General features: G+C 62.1%; 16 protein-coding genes. 9 read left to right on the top strand and 7 right to left on the bottom strand.

What is annotated here, in order from left to right; translation table 11 throughout:
- The first annotated feature begins 124 nt into the window (after window positions 1-124).
- Genes AB4061_RS37525 through AB4061_RS37510 form a run of 4 tightly spaced genes read left to right on the top strand, consistent with a single transcriptional unit; the run spans window position 125 to window position 4404 of the window.
- Entirely contained in the window at window positions 125-745 is a 621-nt protein-coding gene (locus tag AB4061_RS37525; RefSeq protein WP_441641166.1) for a hypothetical protein, read from the top strand.
- Entirely contained in the window at window positions 742-1734 is a 993-nt protein-coding gene (locus AB4061_RS37520; protein ID WP_441641165.1) for a DMT family transporter, read from the top strand. Before AB4061_RS37525 ends, AB4061_RS37520 begins: the two co-directional genes overlap by 4 nt.
- A gap of 22 nt (window positions 1735-1756) precedes the next feature.
- A complete protein-coding gene (locus AB4061_RS37515) occupies window positions 1757-3352 on the top strand; it encodes an amidohydrolase family protein (RefSeq protein ID WP_441641164.1) in 1596 nt (531 codons plus the stop codon).
- Complete coding sequence (locus tag AB4061_RS37510) at window positions 3352-4404, top strand: CobW family GTP-binding protein (RefSeq protein WP_441641163.1); 1053 nt, start codon at window positions 3352-3354, stop codon at window positions 4402-4404. The genes AB4061_RS37515 and AB4061_RS37510 overlap by 1 nt, the downstream gene beginning before the upstream one ends.
- Before the next feature lie 79 nt (window positions 4405-4483).
- Here AB4061_RS37510 and AB4061_RS37505 read toward each other — a convergent pair whose 3' ends face one another.
- Together AB4061_RS37505 and AB4061_RS37500 are read right to left on the bottom strand one after the other, a co-directional pair.
- Complete coding sequence (locus tag AB4061_RS37505) at window positions 4484-5635, bottom strand: branched-chain amino acid ABC transporter substrate-binding protein (protein WP_441641162.1); 1152 nt, start codon at window positions 5633-5635, stop codon at window positions 4484-4486.
- 15 nt (window positions 5636-5650) lie between these two features.
- Complete coding sequence (locus AB4061_RS37500) at window positions 5651-6952, bottom strand: MFS transporter (RefSeq protein WP_441641161.1); 1302 nt, start codon at window positions 6950-6952, stop codon at window positions 5651-5653.
- A gap of 554 nt (window positions 6953-7506) precedes the next feature.
- On the opposite strand from AB4061_RS37500, the gene AB4061_RS37495 reads away from it, so the two are divergent.
- From AB4061_RS37495 to AB4061_RS37480, 4 genes are all read left to right on the top strand, one after another.
- Complete coding sequence (locus tag AB4061_RS37495; protein WP_441641160.1) at window positions 7507-8802, top strand: aspartate aminotransferase family protein; 1296 nt, start codon at window positions 7507-7509, stop codon at window positions 8800-8802.
- A 35-nt stretch (window positions 8803-8837) separates the two neighbouring features.
- Window positions 8838-9545, top strand: a complete 708-nt coding sequence (locus AB4061_RS37490) for a haloacid dehalogenase type II (protein ID WP_441641159.1) — start codon at window positions 8838-8840, stop codon at window positions 9543-9545.
- Window positions 9546-9634: 89 nt separating this feature from the next.
- Window positions 9635-11212, top strand: coding sequence for a PucR family transcriptional regulator (locus AB4061_RS37485; RefSeq protein ID WP_441641158.1), 1578 nt, complete (start codon window positions 9635-9637; stop codon window positions 11210-11212).
- Between the two features lie 95 nt (window positions 11213-11307).
- Window positions 11308-11637, top strand: coding sequence for a tRNA-binding protein (locus AB4061_RS37480; protein WP_441641157.1), 330 nt, complete (start codon window positions 11308-11310; stop codon window positions 11635-11637).
- A gap of 52 nt (window positions 11638-11689) precedes the next feature.
- On the opposite strand, the gene AB4061_RS37475 is transcribed toward AB4061_RS37480, so the two are convergent.
- The 5 genes from AB4061_RS37475 to AB4061_RS37455 all read right to left on the bottom strand — a co-directional run bounded on the left by AB4061_RS37475 (window position 11690) and on the right by AB4061_RS37455 (window position 19436).
- Window positions 11690-13144, bottom strand: coding sequence for an NAD-dependent succinate-semialdehyde dehydrogenase (locus tag AB4061_RS37475; protein WP_441641156.1), 1455 nt, complete (start codon window positions 13142-13144; stop codon window positions 11690-11692).
- Window positions 13145-13239: 95 nt separating this feature from the next.
- Window positions 13240-13968 carry a haloacid dehalogenase type II gene (locus AB4061_RS37470; RefSeq protein ID WP_441641155.1) on the bottom strand — a complete coding sequence of 243 codons (729 nt, stop codon included), beginning with the start codon at window positions 13966-13968 and terminating at the stop codon, window positions 13240-13242.
- Between the two features lie 12 nt (window positions 13969-13980).
- Complete coding sequence (locus AB4061_RS37465) at window positions 13981-15342, bottom strand: aminotransferase class III-fold pyridoxal phosphate-dependent enzyme (RefSeq protein ID WP_441641154.1); 1362 nt, start codon at window positions 15340-15342, stop codon at window positions 13981-13983.
- A gap of 52 nt (window positions 15343-15394) precedes the next feature.
- Window positions 15395-16837: an FAD-binding oxidoreductase gene (locus tag AB4061_RS37460; RefSeq protein ID WP_441641153.1), complete on the bottom strand. Its 1443-nt coding sequence runs from the start codon at window positions 16835-16837 to the stop codon at window positions 15395-15397.
- Window positions 16838-18233: 1396 nt separating this feature from the next.
- Window positions 18234-19436, bottom strand: coding sequence for a Fic family protein (locus AB4061_RS37455; protein WP_441641152.1), 1203 nt, complete (start codon window positions 19434-19436; stop codon window positions 18234-18236).
- A gap of 1103 nt (window positions 19437-20539) precedes the next feature.
- On the opposite strand from AB4061_RS37455, the gene AB4061_RS37450 reads away from it, so the two are divergent.
- Window positions 20540-20719, top strand: a 180-nt coding sequence (locus AB4061_RS37450; RefSeq protein WP_441641151.1) for a helix-turn-helix domain-containing protein, incomplete at its 3' end; no start/stop codon positions are given.

Here is a 20719-nt window from a genome sequence, read left to right as displayed (position 1 = left end):
CGACGGCACCAGGCAAGATAGTATGGTCCGTAGGATAGAAGGCTCCGCGATTCATATTGTCCGTTGGAAGTGCTTGGCGCACGTCGCATCTATGCTCTTTCCATCGACAACGTGGAGGCCTGCTATGAATCGACGACAATTTGCCACCGGCAGCGGACTGGCGCTGCTTGCATTTGGCGCGCTGGCGCAAGAGAAGACTGGGATCCGGCCACAGCAGACCGACGTGGCCGGCGTCGACAGTACGCTGGCGGGCCAGGCCGCGGTGGCCGTGCGAAGCGGTGAGTCGGTGCAGGACGCCTTTGCACGCTTTGCCGTAGTCGCTGCAAAGGCGATGCCTTTTCTCCACATGACCGCCCTGGTCGCGAAGGCATCTGTGGCCGGCGGCGCAGACGGGCCAGGTGACGTGCGCCGACTTTATTCCAGCGTTCCCTCGGCCTATCCTGTGGGGGGCTGGAAGCATCTCGGGGGTAGCGAATGGGCGGAGCATGTCCTGCAGCAGCAGCGCGTACTGGTTGCCGCCGGCGATGTCGCCCTGGCTCGCTACTTTCCTGATCACGCACTGCTGCGCTCGCTTGGCACGCGCACGCTGATCAACGTGCCAGTGGTGGTTTGCCGTCGAACCGTTGGGGCATTTGCCTTCCTATGCCAGCACGAAGGTGTGGCTCCCGCCGCACTTGCGCAGATCGTGTCACTGGCACCTAGTGCTGCTGCGGTGTTCGTACTGGGCGCAGGGGAGCAGGCGTGAACGGGGAGGCCGCTGCTCTGCTTCAGGGCGTGCCGGAGGCCGCCACGACCATAGCTGCGACGCAGAAATCGACTGCCGAGCTGAATGACGCCGACGTTTCTGGCACTCCCAGAGTCCGAGCGTGGCTACCCATGGCCTTGGCGGTCTGCGCGCTCTTGATCTGGAGCACGCTCGCCGTGTCGGTGGTCAGCTTGTCCGGTCTGTCGCCGCTGTTGACCACGGGCGTGGCCTTGGCTGGAGGCGGCATCATCGGGCTGCCATGGGTTGCCTGGAGACGGCTGGAGCCGGGTGCCGTGCTAGTGGGCAGTCTGGCCATGTTGGGCTATCACGCGCTCTACTTCTTGAGCCTGAAGACCGCCGATGCCGTCGCGGCCAACTTGCTGCACTATCTGTGGCCGCTGTTCATCATTTTACTGACACCGCTCATGCTGCAAGGCTACAAGCTCACCCGAAGCCATGTTGGCGCCGGCGTGCTCGGCTTCGCCGGTGCGGCCGCCTGCCTTGGAGCGGTACCGGTGTTCGGTGCCGGCGCAGGGGTCGGTTTTGCGCTTGCACTCGTGTCGGCGCTGATCTGGGCCTATTACTCGGTCTGGTCGCGGCGCTTCGCCGAAGTACCCACGGCCACCGTTTCTCTCTACTGCCTGCTTGCCGGCTTGGCTTCGCTTACAGCCTACGCGGTGCTTGGCCAACTTCCTGCGTACGACAAGCTTGCGCTGGGCGGCGGGATGCCATCGCTGGCACCCAGGCATTGGCTTACCCTGGCGTACCTGTCGCTCGGACCGCTGGGCGGCGCCTTTTATCTGTGGGACTACGCCATGAAAAAGGGCAACCCGCATCAGGTGGCGCTGCTGGCTTATGCGGTGCCGGTGGTGTCCACCCTCTTCGTCAGCTTGTTCCTTGGCCGCGGCATTGATGTCGCCACGATGATCGGCGCGGTGCTGGTCACGGTGGCGGTGGGCATCGGCAACCGCGCCAGCCCACGGCGCTGACATCAACCTGGAAGGGACTGACATGGAAAAAACAAAGGTGGCGGCCATTGAGATCGGCGAGGAAATCGTGGCGGGGTTCGCAAAGTACGGGCTGCCTGGCGTGGCGCCAGCGCGCAGCCGCGATCGTGGCTTGGGGCCGTTTCCTCGCATGGTCCTGCGCGGCGCTACGTTGATCGACGGCACCGGCGCTCCCCCCTGGGGCCTGGTCGACATTGTGGTCGAAGGCAACCGGATCGCCGACATCGTTAGCGTCGGTACACCTGGCTTGCCGATCCGCCCCGAGCGCAGACCGGCGCAGGCGGAACACGAGATCGATTGCGAAGGTCGCTTTGTTACCCCAGGCTTTGTCGACAGCCATGCGCACATCGGCGCACCGTTCCACGCGGCAAGCGGCAACATGCCGGGAGCGGACTACGTCTACAAGCTGTGGCTGGCACACGGCGTGACTTCCGTCCGGGAGGCTGGTTGCTTCAACGGCCTGGCCTGGACGCTGGAGCAGAAGGCCGCCTCGGCTGCGCACAGCATCGCGGCACCGAGCCTGTACGCCTATGCCTATTTCCCGGCCATCAACGACTACCTGAAGACCATCCACACGCCCGCCGCCGCACGTGAGTGGCTGCGCCGGCTTGCCGACAAGGGTGCGGATGGCGTCAAGTTCTTCGGTGCGCCCCCTGCGGTCATGGAGGCCGCGTTGGACGAGGCACGGAACCTCGGGCTGCGCACCTGTTGCCACCATGCCACACTGGCGGTCAGCCGCATGAATGCGCTGACCACGGCCCAGTGGGGCCTGACCAGTTCGGAACATTCCTACGGTCTACCGGAAGCTCTGTTCGAGGACCGCACTGTCCAGTCATTTCCCTCGGGCTATCACTACAACGACGAATACCTGCGCTTCGCCACGGCGGGTACCACCTTCTTGCAGGCTGCACAACCCGGCAGCGCGAAATGGGAGCAGGTGCTGGACGCCTTTCTTGCCGCCGGGCACACATTCGTGCCCACCATGAACGTCTACGATGCCAACCGCGACCTGATGCGTACACGCCGCGCCGACTGGCACGCGCGCTTCACCGATCCCACGCTGCTGAAGTACTTCGAGCCGCACCGCGGGGGCCATGGATCGTACTGGTATCGATGGACCACGCAAAACGAAGTCGAGTGGCGCGAGACCTTCCGCCTGTGGATGCACTTCCTGCGCGACTTCAAGAACCGCGGTGGCCGCGTCTGTGCCGGCAGCGATTCGGGATTCATGTACCAGGTCTACGGCTTCGGCTTCGTGCGCGAGCTGGAACTGCTGCAGGAAGCGGGCTTCAACCCCCTGGAAGTGCTGCGCGCCGCGAGCTACCAGGGTGCGGAGTTGCTCGGGCTGGAAGCCGAAACCGGGTCGGTCGAGGTTGGCAAGCGCGCCGACCTCCTGGTCCACGACAGTAATCCGCTCGACGACTTCAAACTGCTCTATGGCACGGGCGCGCTGCGGCTGGACGAGGCGCGCCAGCGCGGTCAATGGCAGCGCTGCCTGCGCACCACCATCAAGGACGGTATGGTGTTCGACACCCAGGAACTGCTGGACGACGTTGAAGGGATGGTGGCAGCGGCAAATGCCACCGAGGACGGGCAGTAATGGAAGCGCCGGCCGAGTTCGTGGTGCTGTCGGGTTTCCTCGGCAGCGGCAAGACCACGCTGCTGGGCGACCTGTTGGCCGCCGATGATGATGGCCGCACGGCTGTCATCGTCAACGACGTAGGGCAGGTCAATATCGATGGTGCGCTGATCGCTGTGACCGCTGGCGTGCCAATGGCCACGCTTAGCAACGGCTGCGTCTGCTGCAGCCTGACCAACGATCTGCAGTACACCATCGAGGCCATGCTGGAGACGCGGAGGCTCTCCGGCGCGCCGGGCTTCCGGCGCATGATCCTGGAGTGCAGTGGGCTATCCGATCCCGGTGCGGTGTTGCGCAGCCTTTCCGAGCTGGCGCACTTGCGCATGCGCGTGCGTGTGGTGACCACCTATGCCTGCGACAGGCCGATGGCGGATCGGGAGGAGTTTGGCCTGGCTGCCGCGCAACTTGCCGCTGCCCACGTGATCGTCCTGACGCGAATGGACGTCGCCGACTCCGAACAGGTCATGCAAGCTACGGCGTTGGTTCGTGCGCTAGGCGCCATGGCCACGCTGGTGGCCGAGCGCGACCGGCACGTACGTGCCCTGCGCGCCTTCGACGAGACTCACGCAGCGGAACCCACGCTCCCGCGCAGTCCTGCTGCCTTCCTGGCGGAGGGTACGGTTGGTCATCCTCGCATCAACGTGTACGCACTGCAGTGGAATGGCCCGGTTGCATGGCCATTGCTCGCCGCGTGGCTGGAGAACCTGGCCGGTTACCTGGAGGCGCGGTTGCTGCGAGTCAAGGGGCTGGTTGTGGTGGAGGGATGCGACGAGTTGTTGCTGATCCAGGGTGTGGGGCAGCATTTCGATACGCCGCGGCGTATCGGCGCGGATGATCCATCCACCGGCAGTATGGGTGGGCGGCCGTCGAACCTTATCATCATTGCCCGCGATACTGAAATGACGGAGATCCGCGACATCGGGCCGGCGCTGTCGATGCCGTGCCGCCTGTCGATGATCCGATCGCCCGGCGCCGGCAGTGCTCCGGTCCGGCTGGCGCGGCTGCAGGAGTAGGCCAGACAAGTACTGCAAATGAAGAAACGCCGGACGGGATACCCGCACGGCGTTTTTCACTTGCAGCCCGGCGTAGGCTTCAGCGGCCCGCGAGGCTTTCCAGCGGCTGCCACTTGCCCGACACCACCTTGTAGATCGTGATGCCGCCTTCCTTCAGGTCGCCATGGCTGTCATAAGAGATTTGCTGCGAGGTGACGCCGGCCATAGCGGTCGACGCCAGCGCGGGCAGGTAGCGGTCCGGCTCGGTCGATCCCGCCTTGACCATCGCCTTCATCATGGCCATCGCGCCGTCGTAGGCATAGGGCGAATACGTCTGCACCGGCGAGCCGAAGCGCTTTTCATAGCGTTGGCTGTAAGCCTTGCCGCCCGGCATCTGGTCCAGGGGCAAGCCTGCTAACGAACAGATGGCACCCTCCGCCGCCGTGCCTGCCAGGCGGATGAAATTGTCGGTCTTCGACATCTCGCCCGAAACTAGGACCGATTTCATGCCCAGCTCGCGCATCTGCTTGGCCAACGGTGCAGATTGCGCCTCCGCGCCGCCGTAAAACACCACGTCCGGGGACAGGCGCTTCAGGTTGGTCAGCACGGCCTTGAAGTCGACCGCCTTGTCGTTGGTGAATTCACGGCGCACGATAGCGCCGCCCGCCGTGCGCGCAGCCTTCTCGAATTCGTCTGCCAGGCCTTGGCCATAGGCCGTGCGGTCGTCGATGATGGCGATCTTCTTCGCTCCCAGCTTGGAGACCACATAGGCCCCCACCACGCTACCCTGCTGGGTGTCCGAGGTCATCATGCGGAAGGTGGTCTTGAAGCCCTGGCGCGTGTACTCGGGCGCCGTGGCCATGGAGATCTGAGGCACGCCGGCGCGGCTGTACACCGCTGACGCTGGGATGCTTGTGCCGGAATTGAAGTGTCCGAGCATCCCCTTGATGCCGCCATCGACCAGCTTCTGCGCTACCACCGAGCCAGTCTTGGGATCAGCCTGGTCGTCCTCGGCGGCGAGGGCAAAACGGACCTCGCGTCCGCCGATCTTGGGATGGCTGGCGTTGAAGTCCTCCAGTGCGAGCGTCACCCCGTTCTGCATGTCCTTGCCGTACTGCGCCTGGCCGCCGGTCATGGGGGCGGCAAAACCAAGCCTCACTTCCTGGACCTGCGCCTGTGTGAACGGGCTGGCCAACACCAGCGTGGCTGCGGCGCAGGCGCTCAACGTGATGCTTCGATTGCAATGCTTCATCTATTTCTCCTTGTTTTATTGATGGGTGGTGCTACGTACGCGGTCACGGAATCCCAGCGTTACGCCGAGGAAGCTGACGGCTGCTGCCGCGATGACATAGATAGCCGGCGCCATGGCGCTGCCGGTGGTGGCGATGAGCCAGGTGAGGATCAGCGAGGCGAAGCCGCCGAAGGTCATCACCGCGACGTTGTAGGCAACCGAGAGTCCGGTGGACAGGATCTTGGTGGGGAATATCTCCGAGAACGCGGCGAGGATGGGGCCGGTGTATCCGGCAATCAGCACACCGAACACCGCCTGGAACAGGATCAGGTTGAACTGGGTCGGCGCCGACACCACCAGTGCGAACATCGGATAGGCGATCAGCAGGATCCCGCCGGAACTGAAGGCCAGAAGCTTGCGGCGTCCGATGCGGTCCGACCAGGCGCCGACGAAGGGAGACAGTATGGTGATGATGAGGCCGCCTACCACGCCGGCGATGAAGGACATCGACTGCGGCATCTTGAGCGTCTTGACAGCGTAGGTCGGCATGTAGAACAGCAGCACGTAGATGCAGACCGTCCACAGGATCACCATCGAGAACGTGGTGAAGGTCTCGCGTGGATAGTTCAGCAGCACTTCCGTGAAGGGCTTCTTGACCTTGTCCTTGTTGGCGAGGAAGGCCGGGGTCTCGTCCACGCCGCTGCGGATGTAGAAGCCGATGGGGCCGATCAGGATGCCGAGCAGGAAGGGAACGCGCCAACCCCACGCCTTGACCTCGGCCGGCGTGAGCCACAGCGTCAGTACCGTCCCCGCGAGCGCACCGAGTACCACCGCGAATCCGATGCTGCTCTGGATCCAGCTTGCGTAGTAGCCCTTCTGGTCCTCGGGCGCATGTTCGGTCAGGAAGGCCGTGGCGCTGCCCATTTCCCCACCGGCCGAGAAGCCTTGCAACAGGCGCGCGATGATGATCAGCACAGGTGCGCCGATGCCGATCTGGTCATACGTCGGCGCCAGCCCGATCAGTGCCGTGCCGGCCGCCATCAGCAAGATGGTCAGCGACAGAGCCGCCTTGCGGCCCACGCGGTCGGAGTACATGCCAATCAGGATGCCGCCGATCGGTCGGACGACAAAGCCCACGCCGAACGTAGCCACCGACAGCATCAACGAGGTGAGCTCGTTGCCGGTGGGGAAGAACAGTTGCCCGATAGTGATGGCAAAGAAGCCATACACCATGAAGTCGAACCACTCGAAGCCATTGCCCAATATCGTCGCCGTGATTGCGCGCCGCCGGCGCCTGGCCTCGTCCGGCGAGGCCGCTATTGATGCTGTCATCTCCATTTTCGTTTCCTTTCCTCTGGCAGTTTCGATTTCCGCCGGCCACTGACAATCCTGACCGGCCTGTAGCGGCTGCTTGCAGCGCTGCATTGCATTCAATAGCAGTGCGGATGGCATTCCTATCTACGTTTTGCAGGAATCGTCGAGGCAGTCGTCCATCACTGAATAGGAGTCCTCAACACTGGTGCGCCTTGATGCTTGTTTGTGGTGCGATCGCCGGCGGCGCGAACGATTGCGTAGCTTTGGCCGGTTGCCTCTCCAAAGGGTTGATGGCTAAGGGCACTGGCGTCGCCGTCTGTGAACAGGTTCCGCAATTCGATCGATACCGGAAGAACTTTGATGGCGTCTCTGCACTTCGCTGGTGCGTGTTCTGCATCAAGAACAGGGAATCGCATTTTTTGCGAAAGACCGTGCGATACATACGAAAGCAATGCCCTCATTCCCTATCTGGTGCAGGTAGTCGCGCGGCAACGCCGATCCTAAGATGATATCGACCCCCGCTATGGGGCGACGGCTACCCTGAAACGACGAAAGTCCAGAGAAAGTGAGGACAAGAGATGGCAGTGGATACGAACAAGCAGACGGCGCTCGCGAAAGCGCGCTCGGAACATGTGGCGCGTGGTGTGGTGACCGCCCACCCGATCTTTATCGAGCGCGCGCAAGGCTCGCACGTGTGGGATACAGAAGGCCGTAGCTATCTGGATTTCGTCGGCGGCATCGGCGTGCTGAATGTCGGCCACAATCACCCGCGTGTGGTGGAGGCGGTCAAGAAGCAACTCGACCGGCTGAGCCATGCAGCATTTCAGGTGGCCGGCTACGATGTCTACATCGATCTGGCCGCGCGCCTGAACGCACTGATCGGCGGCGATGACGTCTACAAAACCGTATTCCTGACCACCGGCGCGGAAGCTGTGGAGAATGCCATCAAGATCGCACGCGCTCACCGCAATGCGCCCGGCGTGATCGCGTTCCGCGGAGGCTTCCACGGCCGCACTTTGCTCGGCATGACGCTGACCGGCATGAGCACGCCTTACAAGCAGAACTTCGGGCCGTTTGCCGGCGACGTCTACCACACGCCGTATCCCGATCCGTATCGCGGCTTCAGCGGCGACGATGCGCTGCGTGCCCTCCACGAGTTGTTTGCTACACAGATCACGCCCGAGCGCGTCGCCGCGATCATCATCGAACTGGTGCAAGGCGATGGCGGCTTCCTCGCCGCGGGCGAGGATTTCCTGCGCAAGCTGCGCGCCCTGGCCACAAAGCACGGCATTGTCCTGATCGCGGACGAAATTCAGACCGGCTTTGGACGCACAGGCGAGCTGTTTGCCTTCCAGCAGGCCAACATTAAGCCTGACCTCGTCACCGTGGCCAAGAGCCTGGCGGGCGGTTTGCCGCTGTCGGCCGTCGTAGGCCGCGCCGACATCATGGACGCGCCCGAGCCGGGCGGCCTGGGTGGTACCTACGCCGGCAGCCCCCTGGCATGCGCCGCCGCGCTCGCCGTGCTCGATTTGTTCCAGAAGGACGGGTTGCTGGAACAGGCCAATCGTCTGGGTGACGTACTGCGCACGGGCCTGGAAGAATTGGCACTACGGCACGCCGAGATTGGTACCATTCGCGGTGTGGGGCCGATGCTGGCGCTGGAGTTCGTCAAGAACGGCGATCCTATGCAGCCCGATGCCGGCTTCGCCCAGCGTGTCATCGACGCTTGCCGTGAAGGTGGCCTGCTGGTAATCAAGTGCGGTGTGCATCGCAACAATGTGCGTCTGCTGGCGCCATTGACAACGATGCTCGACGACGCGCGCGAAGCCGTGGCGATTCTTGGGCGAGCCATCGAGACGGCCCGTGCGCACTGAGGCGCGGCGGGCTCGCCCACAATAGCAAGGACATCATGGAAAGCGAGATTGCGGCAAAGTTCGCCGGCAAGACAGTATTGACGATCGACGTCTACGGCACGCTGATCGATTGGGAGCGGGGCATCTGCGATGCGCTCGGCCCGATCCTGCGTGACCGGGGGCACTCGATCGGGGATGACGACATGCTGGAGCGCTATGCCTGGCACGAGTCCGCCCTGGAAGCCGGCCCCTACATGACTTATCGAGAGATCCTCGAAGAGGCATTACGGCGCATTGCCGGGGACCTGGGTTTCGAGCCCAACGAGGTCGAACTGGACGCATTCTCGCATTCCGTGGGTGACTGGCCTGTTTTCCCGGATTCCCATGACGCGCTGCTTGGGCTGCAGCGGCGCTTCCGACTCGCTGTCATCACCAACGGTGACGATGAGTTCTTTGCGTTGTCCAACAAACGCCTGGGAATCGAGTTCGATCATGTCATCACCGCGCAGCAGGCGCGCAGCTACAAGCCCTCGCTGAACAATTTCCACGTTGCGCTCGGCCGCATCGAGACACCGCGGTCGCAGATTCTCCACGTCGCGCAGAGTCTCTTTCACGATCACGTCCCGGCGCAGGCGCTGGGCCTGCAGACGGTATGGATCAATCGTCGTGTCGGCAAGCCAGGATTCGGCGCGGTGCCCAAGGCCAACGCGGTTCCGGACGCGGAGTTCCCGGACATGCGGTCCTTTGCGCTGGCCATGCTGTGAAGTGCGATGGAAAACTCGCGACACGGTTGATCCGCCCTGTGTTTTTGATAGCGGCGCCGCCGCGATAGAATCGCCCGCTCACGAAAATCATGGACATCTCGACGGCACTAGTTTCGACGGTTCTGCGCAGCGCACGCGTGGTGGCAGGACAAGGCGCCCTCACGAACGAGATCCGCTGGGTCCATATGGTAGACCACCCAGACATCGCCGCATGGGTTCAGGGCGGACAGTTGTTGCTGACCACCGGCTATAACTGGCCGCGCGACGAGGCATCGGCCCGCGCGCTGATCCGCGCGTTGCGAGAGCGGGATCTGGCGGGCGTCGTGCTGGCAGTGCCGAATTTCCTCGAGCATTTCCCCGAAGGGTCCGTGGAGGCCGCCAACGAAGTTGGGCTGCCGCTTCTCGAACTCGACTGGGCGATTCCGTTCAGCGCGATTACGGAGGAAATCCACTCCAGCATCATTCGCCGCCAAAGCGAGCTGATCGAACGCTCGGACGAAATTCACCGCGCGCTGACAGACGCCGCAGTGATGGCCAACACGCTTGGCGACCTGGCGCACGCGCTGAGCAATCTATTGGATCGCAAGGTCAATTTTGTCGATACCGACGGCCTGCTCCTGGGGTCGAGTGAAAGCGAACAGAGTGATGGCGCGCTGGCAAAGAAGGAGCACACCTATTTCCGCGTGCTGAACAATCGTCTCATCCTGCGCCAGATACTGGACAGCGTGAGCCCGGTCCTGATCGATGCGCAGTCAGAGACCGGCATGCCGCGCAGGCTCGGCTGCCCGATCCGGATCCGCGGGGAGATGGCTGCCATCGTGTTCGTCGACGAAGGCGACAGTCCGCTTGGCGAACTGGAGATTCGGGCGGCGGAGCGTGCTTCCATCATCGGCGCGCTGCATCTTGCGCATATGCGGGCACTGCATCTTCAGGAAGAGCGCCTCGGTTACGCGCTAGTCGGCACGTTGCTCGAAGGCAAGTTCGAGGAAACCCCTTCGGCTCTCGAGCGTGCACGCGTGGGTGGATGGAATCCAGCAGGTGAGTACCGAGTCTGCCTTGTATTGCTTGACGAACCACTGCCGCTCTCACGGGAAGGCTTTTTGCGCCGGGAGCGCTGGGTTGAGCGCTTGCGCAAGTATCTTGATGGTCTTGGCGAGCCACCTTTGATCCTCGTATCGCTGAACCAGATTACCTTTCTGTTGTCTTCGCAGTTCGAATTGGAACCCCTGTGGCGCGTGCTGGGCAGCCGTGGTGCGGCGCTGGCTGTGAGCCGCTCGCATAGCGGTGTGGCTGGTATGGCCCAGGGCGGCAAGGACGTGCAGTCGCTCCTGCCGCTGCTCAAGCCTGGCAAGCTGCATCACTTCCAGGAAGTGATGTTTCCCCGGGCGCTGATGGGCGATGCTGGCGCGCGTGAGCTGTTCATCGGTAGCAAGCTGGGTCCGCTCATGGCGGACAAGAAGAATGAGTCGCTGCTGGAGACGCTTGAGGTACTCTGCTCGGAGGGATTCCAACTGGCAAACACCGCCCGTCGACTCGGCATACACATCAGCACGCTGCGCTACCGCGTGGAACGCATCGAAACGCTGCTGGGTACTCCGCTGGAGGACCAGGGAAACCGGTTCGAGCTGCAGGTGGCGGTTGCCCTGTATCGGCTTTCCGAAGAATAGAACGCATGCTCTCTGTGGCACGGCCTTGCCATCATCTGGCTCGGTGCGCGATCGCATCGGCCATCTCATTGAATCTCAACGACCAGGAGTCATGCATGAGTGCATATGAAGCATTTGCGTCCGTCGACATGCGTGTCGGCACGATCGTTCGCGTCGAACTGAACGAGAAGGCCCGCAACCCGGCCTACAAGATGTGGATCGATCTGGGGGAGCTCGGGACGTTGACGTCGAGCGGGCAGTATGTGAATCGCTACCAGGCCGAGGAACTGGTCGGCAGGGTTGTGGTCTGTGCCACCAACCTGGGGGAGCGCCGAATCGCCGGCTTCCTGTCCCAAGTGCTTGTGATGGGGGTGGAGTCCGAGCCGTCGGTGGTGAATCTGTTGACGGTGGATGGCAGTGTGCCGAACGGCAGCAAGGTGTTCTAAGTTCACTGAATGCACTATGGCCTAAGCCATAGTGCATGCTCTCAAGCCGGTATCAGCCGATCTCGAAATGCAAGGTCTGCGATTCCAGGAACTCGTCGATGCCGTGGTGCGAACCTTCGCGGCCCAGCCCCGATTCCTTGACGCCGCCGAACGGTGCCACCGCCGACGAAATCACGCCGGTATTGATGCCGACCATGCCGTACTCCAGTGCTTCGCCGACACGGAACACGCGGTTCAGATCGCGCGAGAACAGATAGGCGGCGAGGCCGTACGGCGTGTCGTTGGCGCGGCGGATCACTTCAGTCTCGCTGTCGAAGCGGAAGAGTGCCGCCACCGGACCGAAGGTCTCCTCGCTGGCCACCAACATCTCGTCGGTGGCGCCTGCAACCACGGTTGGCTGGAAGAACTGCGCACCACGCTCGGTGGATTTGCCACCCAGCATAACCTGAGCGCCCTTTGCCACTGCGTCGCTGACGTGGTTCGTCACTTTGTCCAGCGCTGCCTTGTTGATCAGCGGGCCGATCGTCACGCCCGCCTCGGTTCCAACTCCGACGTGCAGCTTCTTCACGTTCTCCACCAGGCGAGCGATGAACTGATCGTAGATCCCTGCCTGTACGTAGATCCGATTGGCGCAGACGCAGGTCTGGCCGCTGTTGCGGAATTTGCTGGCCATCACGCCGGCCACGGCGGCGTCGAGGTCTGCGTCGTCGAACACGATCACCGGGGCATTGCCTCCGAGTTCCATGCTCACGCGCTTGACGGTGTCCGCGCACTGGCGCAGCAGTAGTTTGCCGACATGGGTCGAGCCGGTGAACGTCAGCTTGCGCACGATAGGATTGGCGGTAAGTTCACCGCCGATGGCTAGCGGCCGGCCAGTCACGATGTTGAGCACGCCGGCGGGGAAGCCGGCGCGCTTGCCGAGTTCGGCCAATGCCAGCGCCGAGTAGGGCGTGAGCTCCGAGGGCTTGACCACCACGGTGCAGCCGGCGGCCAGTGCCGGTGCCAGCTTGCGGGTGATCATTGCATTGGGAAAGTTCCAAGGGGTAATGGCCGCACAGACGCCCACCGGCACCTTGCGCACGACGATCCGGCGACCCGCCTGCGTAGCCGGGATGGTTTCGCCATAGGCACGGATACCTTCCTCGGCAAACCATTGAACGAACGACGCGCCGTACAGGATCTCGCCGCGCGACTCCGCCAGCGGCTTGCCTTGTTCTAGGGTCATTAGCAGCGCCAGGTCGTCGACGTGCGCCAGCATCAAGTCGTGCCATTTGCGCAGCATGGCCGCCCGCTCGTGGGTGGTCAGCGCGCTCCAGGCGGGCAAGGCGCGATTCGCAGCCTCGATGGCGGCGCGGGTGTCCTGCTCGTCGCAGTCGGGGATGGTACCCAGCGTAGCTCCGGAGGCGGGATCAACTACGTCGAGTGTTTGGCCGGAGCGAGCATTTGCCCACTCACCGCCGATAAATGCTTGCTGGCACAGCAGTGCCGGGTCCGTCAGTTTGATCATTTCGAAATCCTGGTGAGGCGGCCGCGGCCGCCGCGGCGCTGCCTGTCGATGGCATGAACCGTCGGCAGGCAGCCTAGGGGAAGCCCTTCAGCCACTCAGTTCTTCAGTTCTTCCTGATGCGCACGTGCCAGCGCGGCCATGCTCTCAAAGCGGAAGTCATACTTGGGCGTACCCGGGGGAGGCATAGTCGCGCCCCAGCCCTTGTCGGCGTGGCGGCGGTCGATCCAAGCGGAGGCCAGGCCAAAGCCGTTAGCAGGCGCGTGGTCGTGGAACAGGCTCTGCGCCGTGTGCAGAATGTCTGCCTTCCCGAGGCCGTGATCCTGCTTCAAACGCGCAAGCATGTATTCGAAATTGCGCGGACTCGGCTTGTACGAGCCAATGTCCTGGGCGCTGTAGATCGCATCGAACTCCACGCCCAACCGTGCATTGCTGGCGCGGAAGGAGACGCGGTCGACGTTGGATAGGATCACCAGCTTGAAATGCTGCTTGAGGTAGCGCAGGGCTTCCACCGAATCGGGGAATTCGGGCCAGTCGTGCACCGATGCGCCAAAAATGTTGGCTTCCTCGTCGGTCACGCCCACGTTCCAGGTGTTGGCCAGGCGGCGGTACACCACGCCCAGCAGCACCGAGTAGGCCAGGGCCGGTGTCAGGATCTCTTGGTCGGCTTCATGTTTCGCGTAGACCTCCAGGATCTCGTCACGTGAATTCGCGGTCAGGCCGGCCTTCTCGATCAGCGGCCGCAGGCCGTTGAAGATGCCGGTCTCCCAGTCGATCAACGTGCCGTAGCAGTCGAAGGTCAGTACTTTGAAGTCTTTGAGTTTCATGGTGGCTCCTGGTTAGAGAGTGTCTGCGACTGCTTTGTCGAGGGAGAATCGCAGGATTTGGATCAGTGTATCCACGTCGGCCTTGGTGTAGTTCAGGGCCGGAGCGAATCCGAGAATGTCGTCGGAGAAGGCGCGGAAAACCAGGCCTTCCTCGAGCGCGTGCGTCAATACGCGTTCGCCGAGTCGATGGTCTTTCGATGGCTTTTGCTTGGTGGTCTTGTCGGTCACCAGTTCTACGGCCGCCAACATGCCGCTTCCGCGCACCTCGCCCACATAAGGCAGCAACTCAAGTGCCTTGAGCTGATCGAGGAAGTACTCGCCGATCCGTACGCCGTTGTCGAGCAGGCCCCCGTCGAGGTAAAGGTCGAGCGCGGCGTTGGCAACGGCGGCACTGACCGGATGGCCGGAGTAGGTCTGGCCGTGGCCGAAGGCTTGACCTTCGCCTCCGTCGGCGATGGCACTGTATATCCGGTCGTTGATCAGGGTTGCGCTCATGGGCGCGTAGCCGGAAGTGAGGCCCTTGGCGAGCGTCAGGATGTCCGGGCTCACGCCTTCTCTCTCGCAGGCGAACAACGGACCAGCGCGACCGAAGCCGGTGATGACCTCGTCGACGATCAGCAGGATGCCGAGACGGTCGCAGGTGGCCCGCATCGCTCGCAGGAAGCCGGGCGGAGGCACGATTACGCCGCCTGAACCCTGGATGGGTTCGCAGATGAAGGCAGCCACGCGTTGCGCGCCGATCTCCTCCACCTTGGCCTCCAGCGCGCGGACCGTGCTGTCCAGTACGGCTGCCGGTTCGGGGCCGGCCGGATGGCGATAGGGGTACGGTGAGGGAATGTGGTGCTGGTTTGCTGCCGGCACGTCGAAGTAGCGATGGAACAGCGGCAGCGCGGTCAAGCCGCTGCCAGTGGTGGAGCTGCCGTGGTAACCACGCTGCAGCCCAATGAAATGCTTCTTCTCGGGCTGGCCGGTGGCGTTGAAGAAGTAGCGCACGACGCGGATTGCCGTATCGACGGCATCGGAGCCCCCCTGACCGAACAGTACCCGGCTCAAGCCTTTCGGCGCTAGTTCGGCCAGCCGCGCGGCAAGACGTATGGCCGGCTCGCTCGCAAAGTGGAAGTAGCCGGTGGCATAGGGCAATTGTTCCAACTGCCGCGTTGCGGCTTCGACCAGCGACGCCTGGCCATAGCCGGCATTTACACACCACAGCCCCGAGAAGGCATCCTGTACTCGGCGGCCTTCGGTGTCGATCAGGTGGACACCTTTGGCGGATTGCCAGATGCGTGCGCCGCGCGCTTCGTGTTGGCGCAGCGGGGTGACGGGATGCACCCAATGGGCGCAGTCCTGCTCGACAAGCGATCGTGAATTCGACATGGTCGGTCTTCTCTCAATGGGTCTGGACGGTAGGCGAGGGAGCGTCGGCCGGCTATGCGGTGGTGTTGGCGGCGCTGTCCAGGGCCGGCAGCACCTTGCCGGGGTTGAGCAAGTTGCGGGGATCGAGCGCACGCTTGACCTTCCATGCGAGCTCGAGCTCGGTGCGGCTGCGTACCGCCAGCAGTTCGTCGCGCTTGGCCACGCCCACGCCATGCTCGGCGGAGATCGAACCGGCAAGCGCAGTGGCGGCGTCGTCGATGATGCGCGTGATGGCGTCGCCGTGGACCTGCAGGTAGGCCTCTGCCTCCGTCTGAGCCGGGCGCAGCGGGTTGAAGTGGACGTTGCCGTCGCCCATGTGCCCGTAGACGATCATCCGGGTGCCGGGTGCTTGGTTCAGCACCGCAGTGGTGGTGGACGCGATGAATCCGGGGATGCTTGATAGCGGCACGGAGACGTCGCAGCGCACGCTGCCGCGTGCCTGCGTCTGCGCATCGGAAATCTCTTCGCGGATCAGCCAGAAGTCGGCAGCCTGCCGATCGCTTGAGGCGAGCGCCGCGTCGGCGATCCAGCCCTGTTCCCCGGCGTCGGCTAGCGCGGCGCAGAAGGCGTCGTCCGCGCTTGCCTGGTCGTCGGTCGACGAGGATTCGACCAGCACGTACCAACCATGCGTGCTCGGCAAGGGCGAGGCCTGCCGTCCGAGATGCGCCAGCACCAGGTCCATCGCGTCGGCGGAGATCAGTTCGAAGGCGGTGACGTCATTGCCGAGCCGCCCGCGGAGGTAGCCGAACAGGGAGAGTGCCGCTGTCGGGTCGGGGACGCCGAGGAAGGCCATGGATACCGAGCGGGGGCGGGGAAACAGCTTGAGTACGGCTGCCGTTATGATCCCCAGCGTGCCTTCGGTGCCGATGAACAGGTGCTTGAGGTCGTAGCCCGCGTTATCCTTGCGCAAGGCGCGCAGCCCATCCCATATCTCGCCATTGGGAAGCACCACCTCCAGCCCGAGCACCAGATCACGCATGTTGCCGTAGCGAAGCACGGCCGTGCCGCCGGCGTTCGTAGAGAGGTTGCCGCCAATCTGGCAGCTACCTTCCGAGCCGATGCGCAGCGGGAAGAGGCTTCCTGCCTCCTCCGCGACACCGCGTGCTCGGTGCAGGGTCACCCCGGCCTCGAGCACCATGCTGGCGTTGACGGCGTCCACGGAGCGCACGCGGTTCAGGCGCGCCAGGCTGAGGATTAAGGACTGGCCACTGCCATCCGGCACGCTGCCGCCCAGCAGGGATGTGTTGCCGCCTTGTGGCACGACGGAGATGCCCTGCTCATAGCAATAAGCCATGACCGCGCTGACTTCGGTCGTGCTGCCCGGCCGTGCCACCGCCAGTGCCTTGCCGCGGTAGACACGCCGGTAGTCGGTTGCGTAGGGCTCGGCATCGGGACCAACCAGCAAATTGGCTGCGCCGACGATAGTGCTCAAGTGATCTAGGTGGTTTTGCGGCATGGTCACGCTCCGGCGTCTCGCTTTTTGCGAGTGAGTTGAGTTGGATGGGGGTGGCCTTGATGTTCAGCGTTAAGTGACCGTACCCATTCCGATATGACACAAGCTTATTGCCAGAACGCCTAGCGCGATATGTACGAGTAATAGGGATTCGCGTGGCCGCTTTCCGATGTTTTGCACAGTGGACCAGTGGCCGGGGGGGGCGAATCTGGTGCATGTCATCGAGGTGAGGGGTTAGATGTCGCCTGACATGACGCCGTCGGAACGTCAGTTGGCCGGTGGTGCATTGCCCAGTGTTCTCAGGCTCCGCGGACCCGCCCGCTAGTCAGTTGGCGACTCGCGCGCGATTCCCTTTGGGGTCGAGTACGCAAGATGCTTGAAGTCCCTTCCCGGTGAACTTCAGCCTTGTCATAAAAAGTGCCGAAATGCTCACCGAGGTTGTTGGTGGCGCGGGCAGAGACGATGGGCCAGTTGGCTCAGGCAGCCGTCGTCGGTAGAGTTTGGACTTTCACCGTGCATGTATTAGTGCAGCGCGGCGCCGTAAGCGCCTATTGAGCTACTGTTCGTTCATGTCGCCATTGGGCTCTGGACCGCATGCGCCGGTAGGCTGCCCAGAACAATACTCGCAATGGACGCCCAGCATCTCCTGCCATGATCGTCTCACAGCGCTCCGGGGCCAGATCAACTTTGACACCGAGTTCTGCGGCTGCCGCGTAGCATAGGATGCGATCTCTTGTCACGCTGGTGCGCAATTGTTCGTCGATCACGGCGCACAGCATCTCCGGGTACGCTGTCGAGTTGCCACATCTTGCCGCCTGTGTCGCGCGGTGCTCCAGATGTCGGCTGAATGCGTGTACCTCCTGAAGAAGGTCTGCAAATGCCGATGCGGGATTCTGATTCTGCAAGGTCATGCTGAGAAGTACTAGGTGGCGGTAGCCTGGGAACTCGAGATATGCGCAGCGCGCGGACTTGAGGCGCGCGATGGTCCTAGGTGGGTCATAGCCTAGCAAGGACCAATGCGCGAGAAGTCTACGTCGAGGACTTGTGCGTTGCCTACGTAGGAAAAGTAGGACTGAACGCGAGCGACCACCTTTCCCGATCAGGTAGGCGCTTGCCGCCCCCTCCGAGACATCGGCCGACAATCCGACCTTCGCAAGCAGGCGATAGAGCGGCGGCTCTCGAATGGCAGACTACCGGAACTGCCGCATGGAGCTTCGCTTCGCGTATCCCCTCAACCTTGCCGAGTTGTACGAGGTGCCGTCACAGTAGCCACCCGGCTATCCTAGGCGAGTCGAGTCAGTTTAACCTCGGCAAGGTATTCGTTTTACGGGGGCAAGTTCAGTGGTGCGAGCGAGACCACATAAAAAATTGTGTCTAACCCACTACCGTCGTTGCTCAATTATTCAGTATCCACCTCTGGCCACAACTTCGGAAAGAGGAATCTCAGACTCCTCAATGGCAGGGAAAAATTGAGTGAGTCGCGGTGTGATTCTGACTGCAGAATTCCGAAGTCAAGAAGGCTGCGAGTGATGCGCCGAACCGTCGTGTCGCTCTCACCGAGAATCTGACCGAACTCTGCTCGAGATAGGGGGCGCATCATCGCGACCGATTCCAAGGCCAAGACAGTCTTCTCGGGTTTAATGACCGATTTCTCCGAACCTATTAGCCAAGGATTCGTGTCAAGGTAAATCAGCAAGTCTCGAAGTCGTGCGCGCAAGCCATCGAGCTCCATCATCTTAAGCATGAAATTCACTTGGTCCAGGCAGCATTCGAGGAAGTAGTGCACGAACTTGACCAGTTCCTCCTGCGAYAGGTTTCCTCGCCCGTCTAATTCATTGCGTCTTTGTTGGTCTGCGGAGGCCAGGCGCAAGTAGTACTCCTGATGCGTCCGAGCGAATCCACGTAGTGGTGACCAAAGCCCATCCGTCAGTCCAGAGGCGTGAAGAGTGAGATGCGAGTGGAGGCGGCAGGCTCGGCCATTGCCGTCAATGAACGGGTGAATCCAAGCCAGGCGATGATGGGAGCAAGCGGCAGCAATCAACTGGTGTTCGAACCCCCTGATGCGCGAGTAGCGAGTACTCCATTCTTCGAGTAACCGAGGAATAAGCGCGACTGGCGGAGCATCGTGCGTGCCCACGCTCACGACCTTCTCCCGAAACTCACCAGGATGAATTGGTTCTCCCTGTTCGGTGAATCGAAACTGAGGAGGCATGCCCTCGAAGAACAGCTGATGAATGCGCTGTACCTTACTTGGGGCGAACATCTGGGCGGTATCTTCTCCTTGCCACTCCACCTCCAGTGCCTCTTCGGTTCGGATGTGCGCAATGGCCATGAGCTGCTTCTTGTACTCCTCCTGGTCTTCCGCGTAGTGCTTCTTCAGCGCTTGTTCGATGCTTTTCGGCGTTGTGTGCTGGCCCTCAATCTTGTTCGAATAGTATGAGTTCATGCTCCGCAACAAAGGTGCCAGCGCTGCCGCGACGGGCCCGCGGCCGTTTGTGAGCAGTGTTCTTGCCTTCTTAGCCAGCTCAGCAGCCTGCTCAAGTGGCGCATGAAGCACTCTCTCTTCGAGGTAAAGCGGTTGGATTGTCGTTACGTCGGCCATGAATTATGTGCGGTCTGGTGCTACTTTTGACGTTCGCAGAGGCAGCGCGCCGGTGACAACCGGCCGGGGAACTTTTGGTAGGGGGCTGTAGGGCTTTTTGGATAGTCCATAGCAGGGATAGATGGAGGGTTCTTTTTCAGGTCAGATTCCCAGAAAGTGCCGAAGAATTATAGCTTAGCGGCGAACTCTTGGAGTGTTGGATGGAGGATTAATTGGAGAGTTCCGTGGAGAGTATGTTGGAGGACGTCGAATGGGTGCCCCTGGAGACTTGAGCGGCTGAATTCGGAGAGGAGTTCGCGCTGGAGATACTTCTATCGATTCCGCAGAGACATTCGAGCCTCGTCTCTGGTTGTTTGATGCCAAACGGGCGCTGCAGGCACTCGTAAGACGCAAAATGCTACATATTTAGGAGCGAATAGGCTTCCGTTGTTAGGGGCGAGTCATCTCGGCGATGATGACTGTTGCAGGCAGGGAAGCGCCCGACGGAGTTTTCAGCGAACCCGCCCTCATGATGGGCGGGGGCTGCGATGGACGGAGTGCGCCAGACGCAGGCGCTGAAGAGCTGCTTTATCCGAGCTCCCCACGTCACCTAGGCTGGTGGAGCGCGTCAGCTTGGTCGAGGCTCCGGAGTTCTTCCTGCGCTTTGACTGGGCCAGCCTGGGCGTCGATACCGTCGTCAACCGCGGTCGCGTCTTCAACAGAATCCTCGGCTGGGTCGGCACGCCCGACGTGACGAGCGTCGTTTATTGTGCAGATTCGATCCGATGGGACTGGGCGGGTACCTGCGCGTGCATGGCAGATCGGGAGCTAAGGTCAAGCCGCACCAGCCCGCCAACCTTGAGGCGGCACTGTTTGACCAGTTCGCGAGATTGCACAGGTCCGCCGGCCCAAAATGGGCAAGTCCTTCGAGAATCTTAGTTCTCCATCTAATTGCGAAAAATTGGTTGCCCTTATGAGCGCGCCTGAGTTTATTATTTAACATAATACCTATTCGGCGTTTTTATAAATGTAAAGGCCAAATCAGAATGTCCGCTTCCAGCCACATCAGAATGTCCTCTGGATAGACCTATACTGGTAGCGCCTGGGTTGGACGGGAGCGCGCCATGAAGGATCGAGGGTTGATCACCATGAGTCTGCGCGAAGTTGACCGCTTCAAGGTCATTCAGGCAACGGCCGAGGGCCTGCTGGCGCAATGGCGCGCCGCAGAGCGCCTGGATCTGACGGCGCGGCAAGTCCGGCGGCTGGTGCAGCGCTGGCGAGCCGATGGCCCTATGGGCTTGCTG

Origin of the sequence: Cupriavidus sp. YAF13 (assembly GCF_052113425.1) — a bacterium.
In the GTDB taxonomy this organism is placed as follows: domain Bacteria; phylum Pseudomonadota; class Gammaproteobacteria; order Burkholderiales; family Burkholderiaceae; genus Cupriavidus.
Note: the sequence above shows the minus strand (reverse complement) of the source record. Positions and strands in the feature narration are given on the sequence as shown.

What these genes read in the sequence shown, in the direction of transcription:
- AB4061_RS37525 (WP_441641166.1), top strand. Translation starts at nt 125, where the DNA reads ATGAATCGACGACAATTTGCCACCGGCAGCGGACTGGCGCTGCTTGCA.
- AB4061_RS37515 (WP_441641164.1), top strand. Translation starts at nt 1,757, where the DNA reads ATGGAAAAAACAAAGGTGGCGGCCATTGAGATCGGCGAGGAAATCGTG.
- AB4061_RS37510 (WP_441641163.1), top strand. Translation starts at nt 3,352, where the DNA reads ATGGAAGCGCCGGCCGAGTTCGTGGTGCTGTCGGGTTTCCTCGGCAGC.
- AB4061_RS37505 (WP_441641162.1), bottom strand. Translation starts at nt 5,635, where the DNA reads ATGAAGCATTGCAATCGAAGCATCACGTTGAGCGCCTGCGCCGCAGCC.
- AB4061_RS37500 (WP_441641161.1), bottom strand. Translation starts at nt 6,952, where the DNA reads ATGGAGATGACAGCATCAATAGCGGCCTCGCCGGACGAGGCCAGGCGC.
- AB4061_RS37495 (WP_441641160.1), top strand. Translation starts at nt 7,507, where the DNA reads ATGGCAGTGGATACGAACAAGCAGACGGCGCTCGCGAAAGCGCGCTCG.
- AB4061_RS37490 (WP_441641159.1), top strand. Translation starts at nt 8,838, where the DNA reads ATGGAAAGCGAGATTGCGGCAAAGTTCGCCGGCAAGACAGTATTGACG.
- AB4061_RS37485 (WP_441641158.1), top strand. Translation starts at nt 9,635, where the DNA reads ATGGACATCTCGACGGCACTAGTTTCGACGGTTCTGCGCAGCGCACGC.
- AB4061_RS37480 (WP_441641157.1), top strand. Translation starts at nt 11,308, where the DNA reads ATGAGTGCATATGAAGCATTTGCGTCCGTCGACATGCGTGTCGGCACG.
- AB4061_RS37475 (WP_441641156.1), bottom strand. Translation starts at nt 13,144, where the DNA reads ATGATCAAACTGACGGACCCGGCACTGCTGTGCCAGCAAGCATTTATC.
- AB4061_RS37470 (WP_441641155.1), bottom strand. Translation starts at nt 13,968, where the DNA reads ATGAAACTCAAAGACTTCAAAGTACTGACCTTCGACTGCTACGGCACG.
- AB4061_RS37465 (WP_441641154.1), bottom strand. Translation starts at nt 15,342, where the DNA reads ATGTCGAATTCACGATCGCTTGTCGAGCAGGACTGCGCCCATTGGGTG.
- AB4061_RS37460 (WP_441641153.1), bottom strand. Translation starts at nt 16,837, where the DNA reads ATGCCGCAAAACCACCTAGATCACTTGAGCACTATCGTCGGCGCAGCC.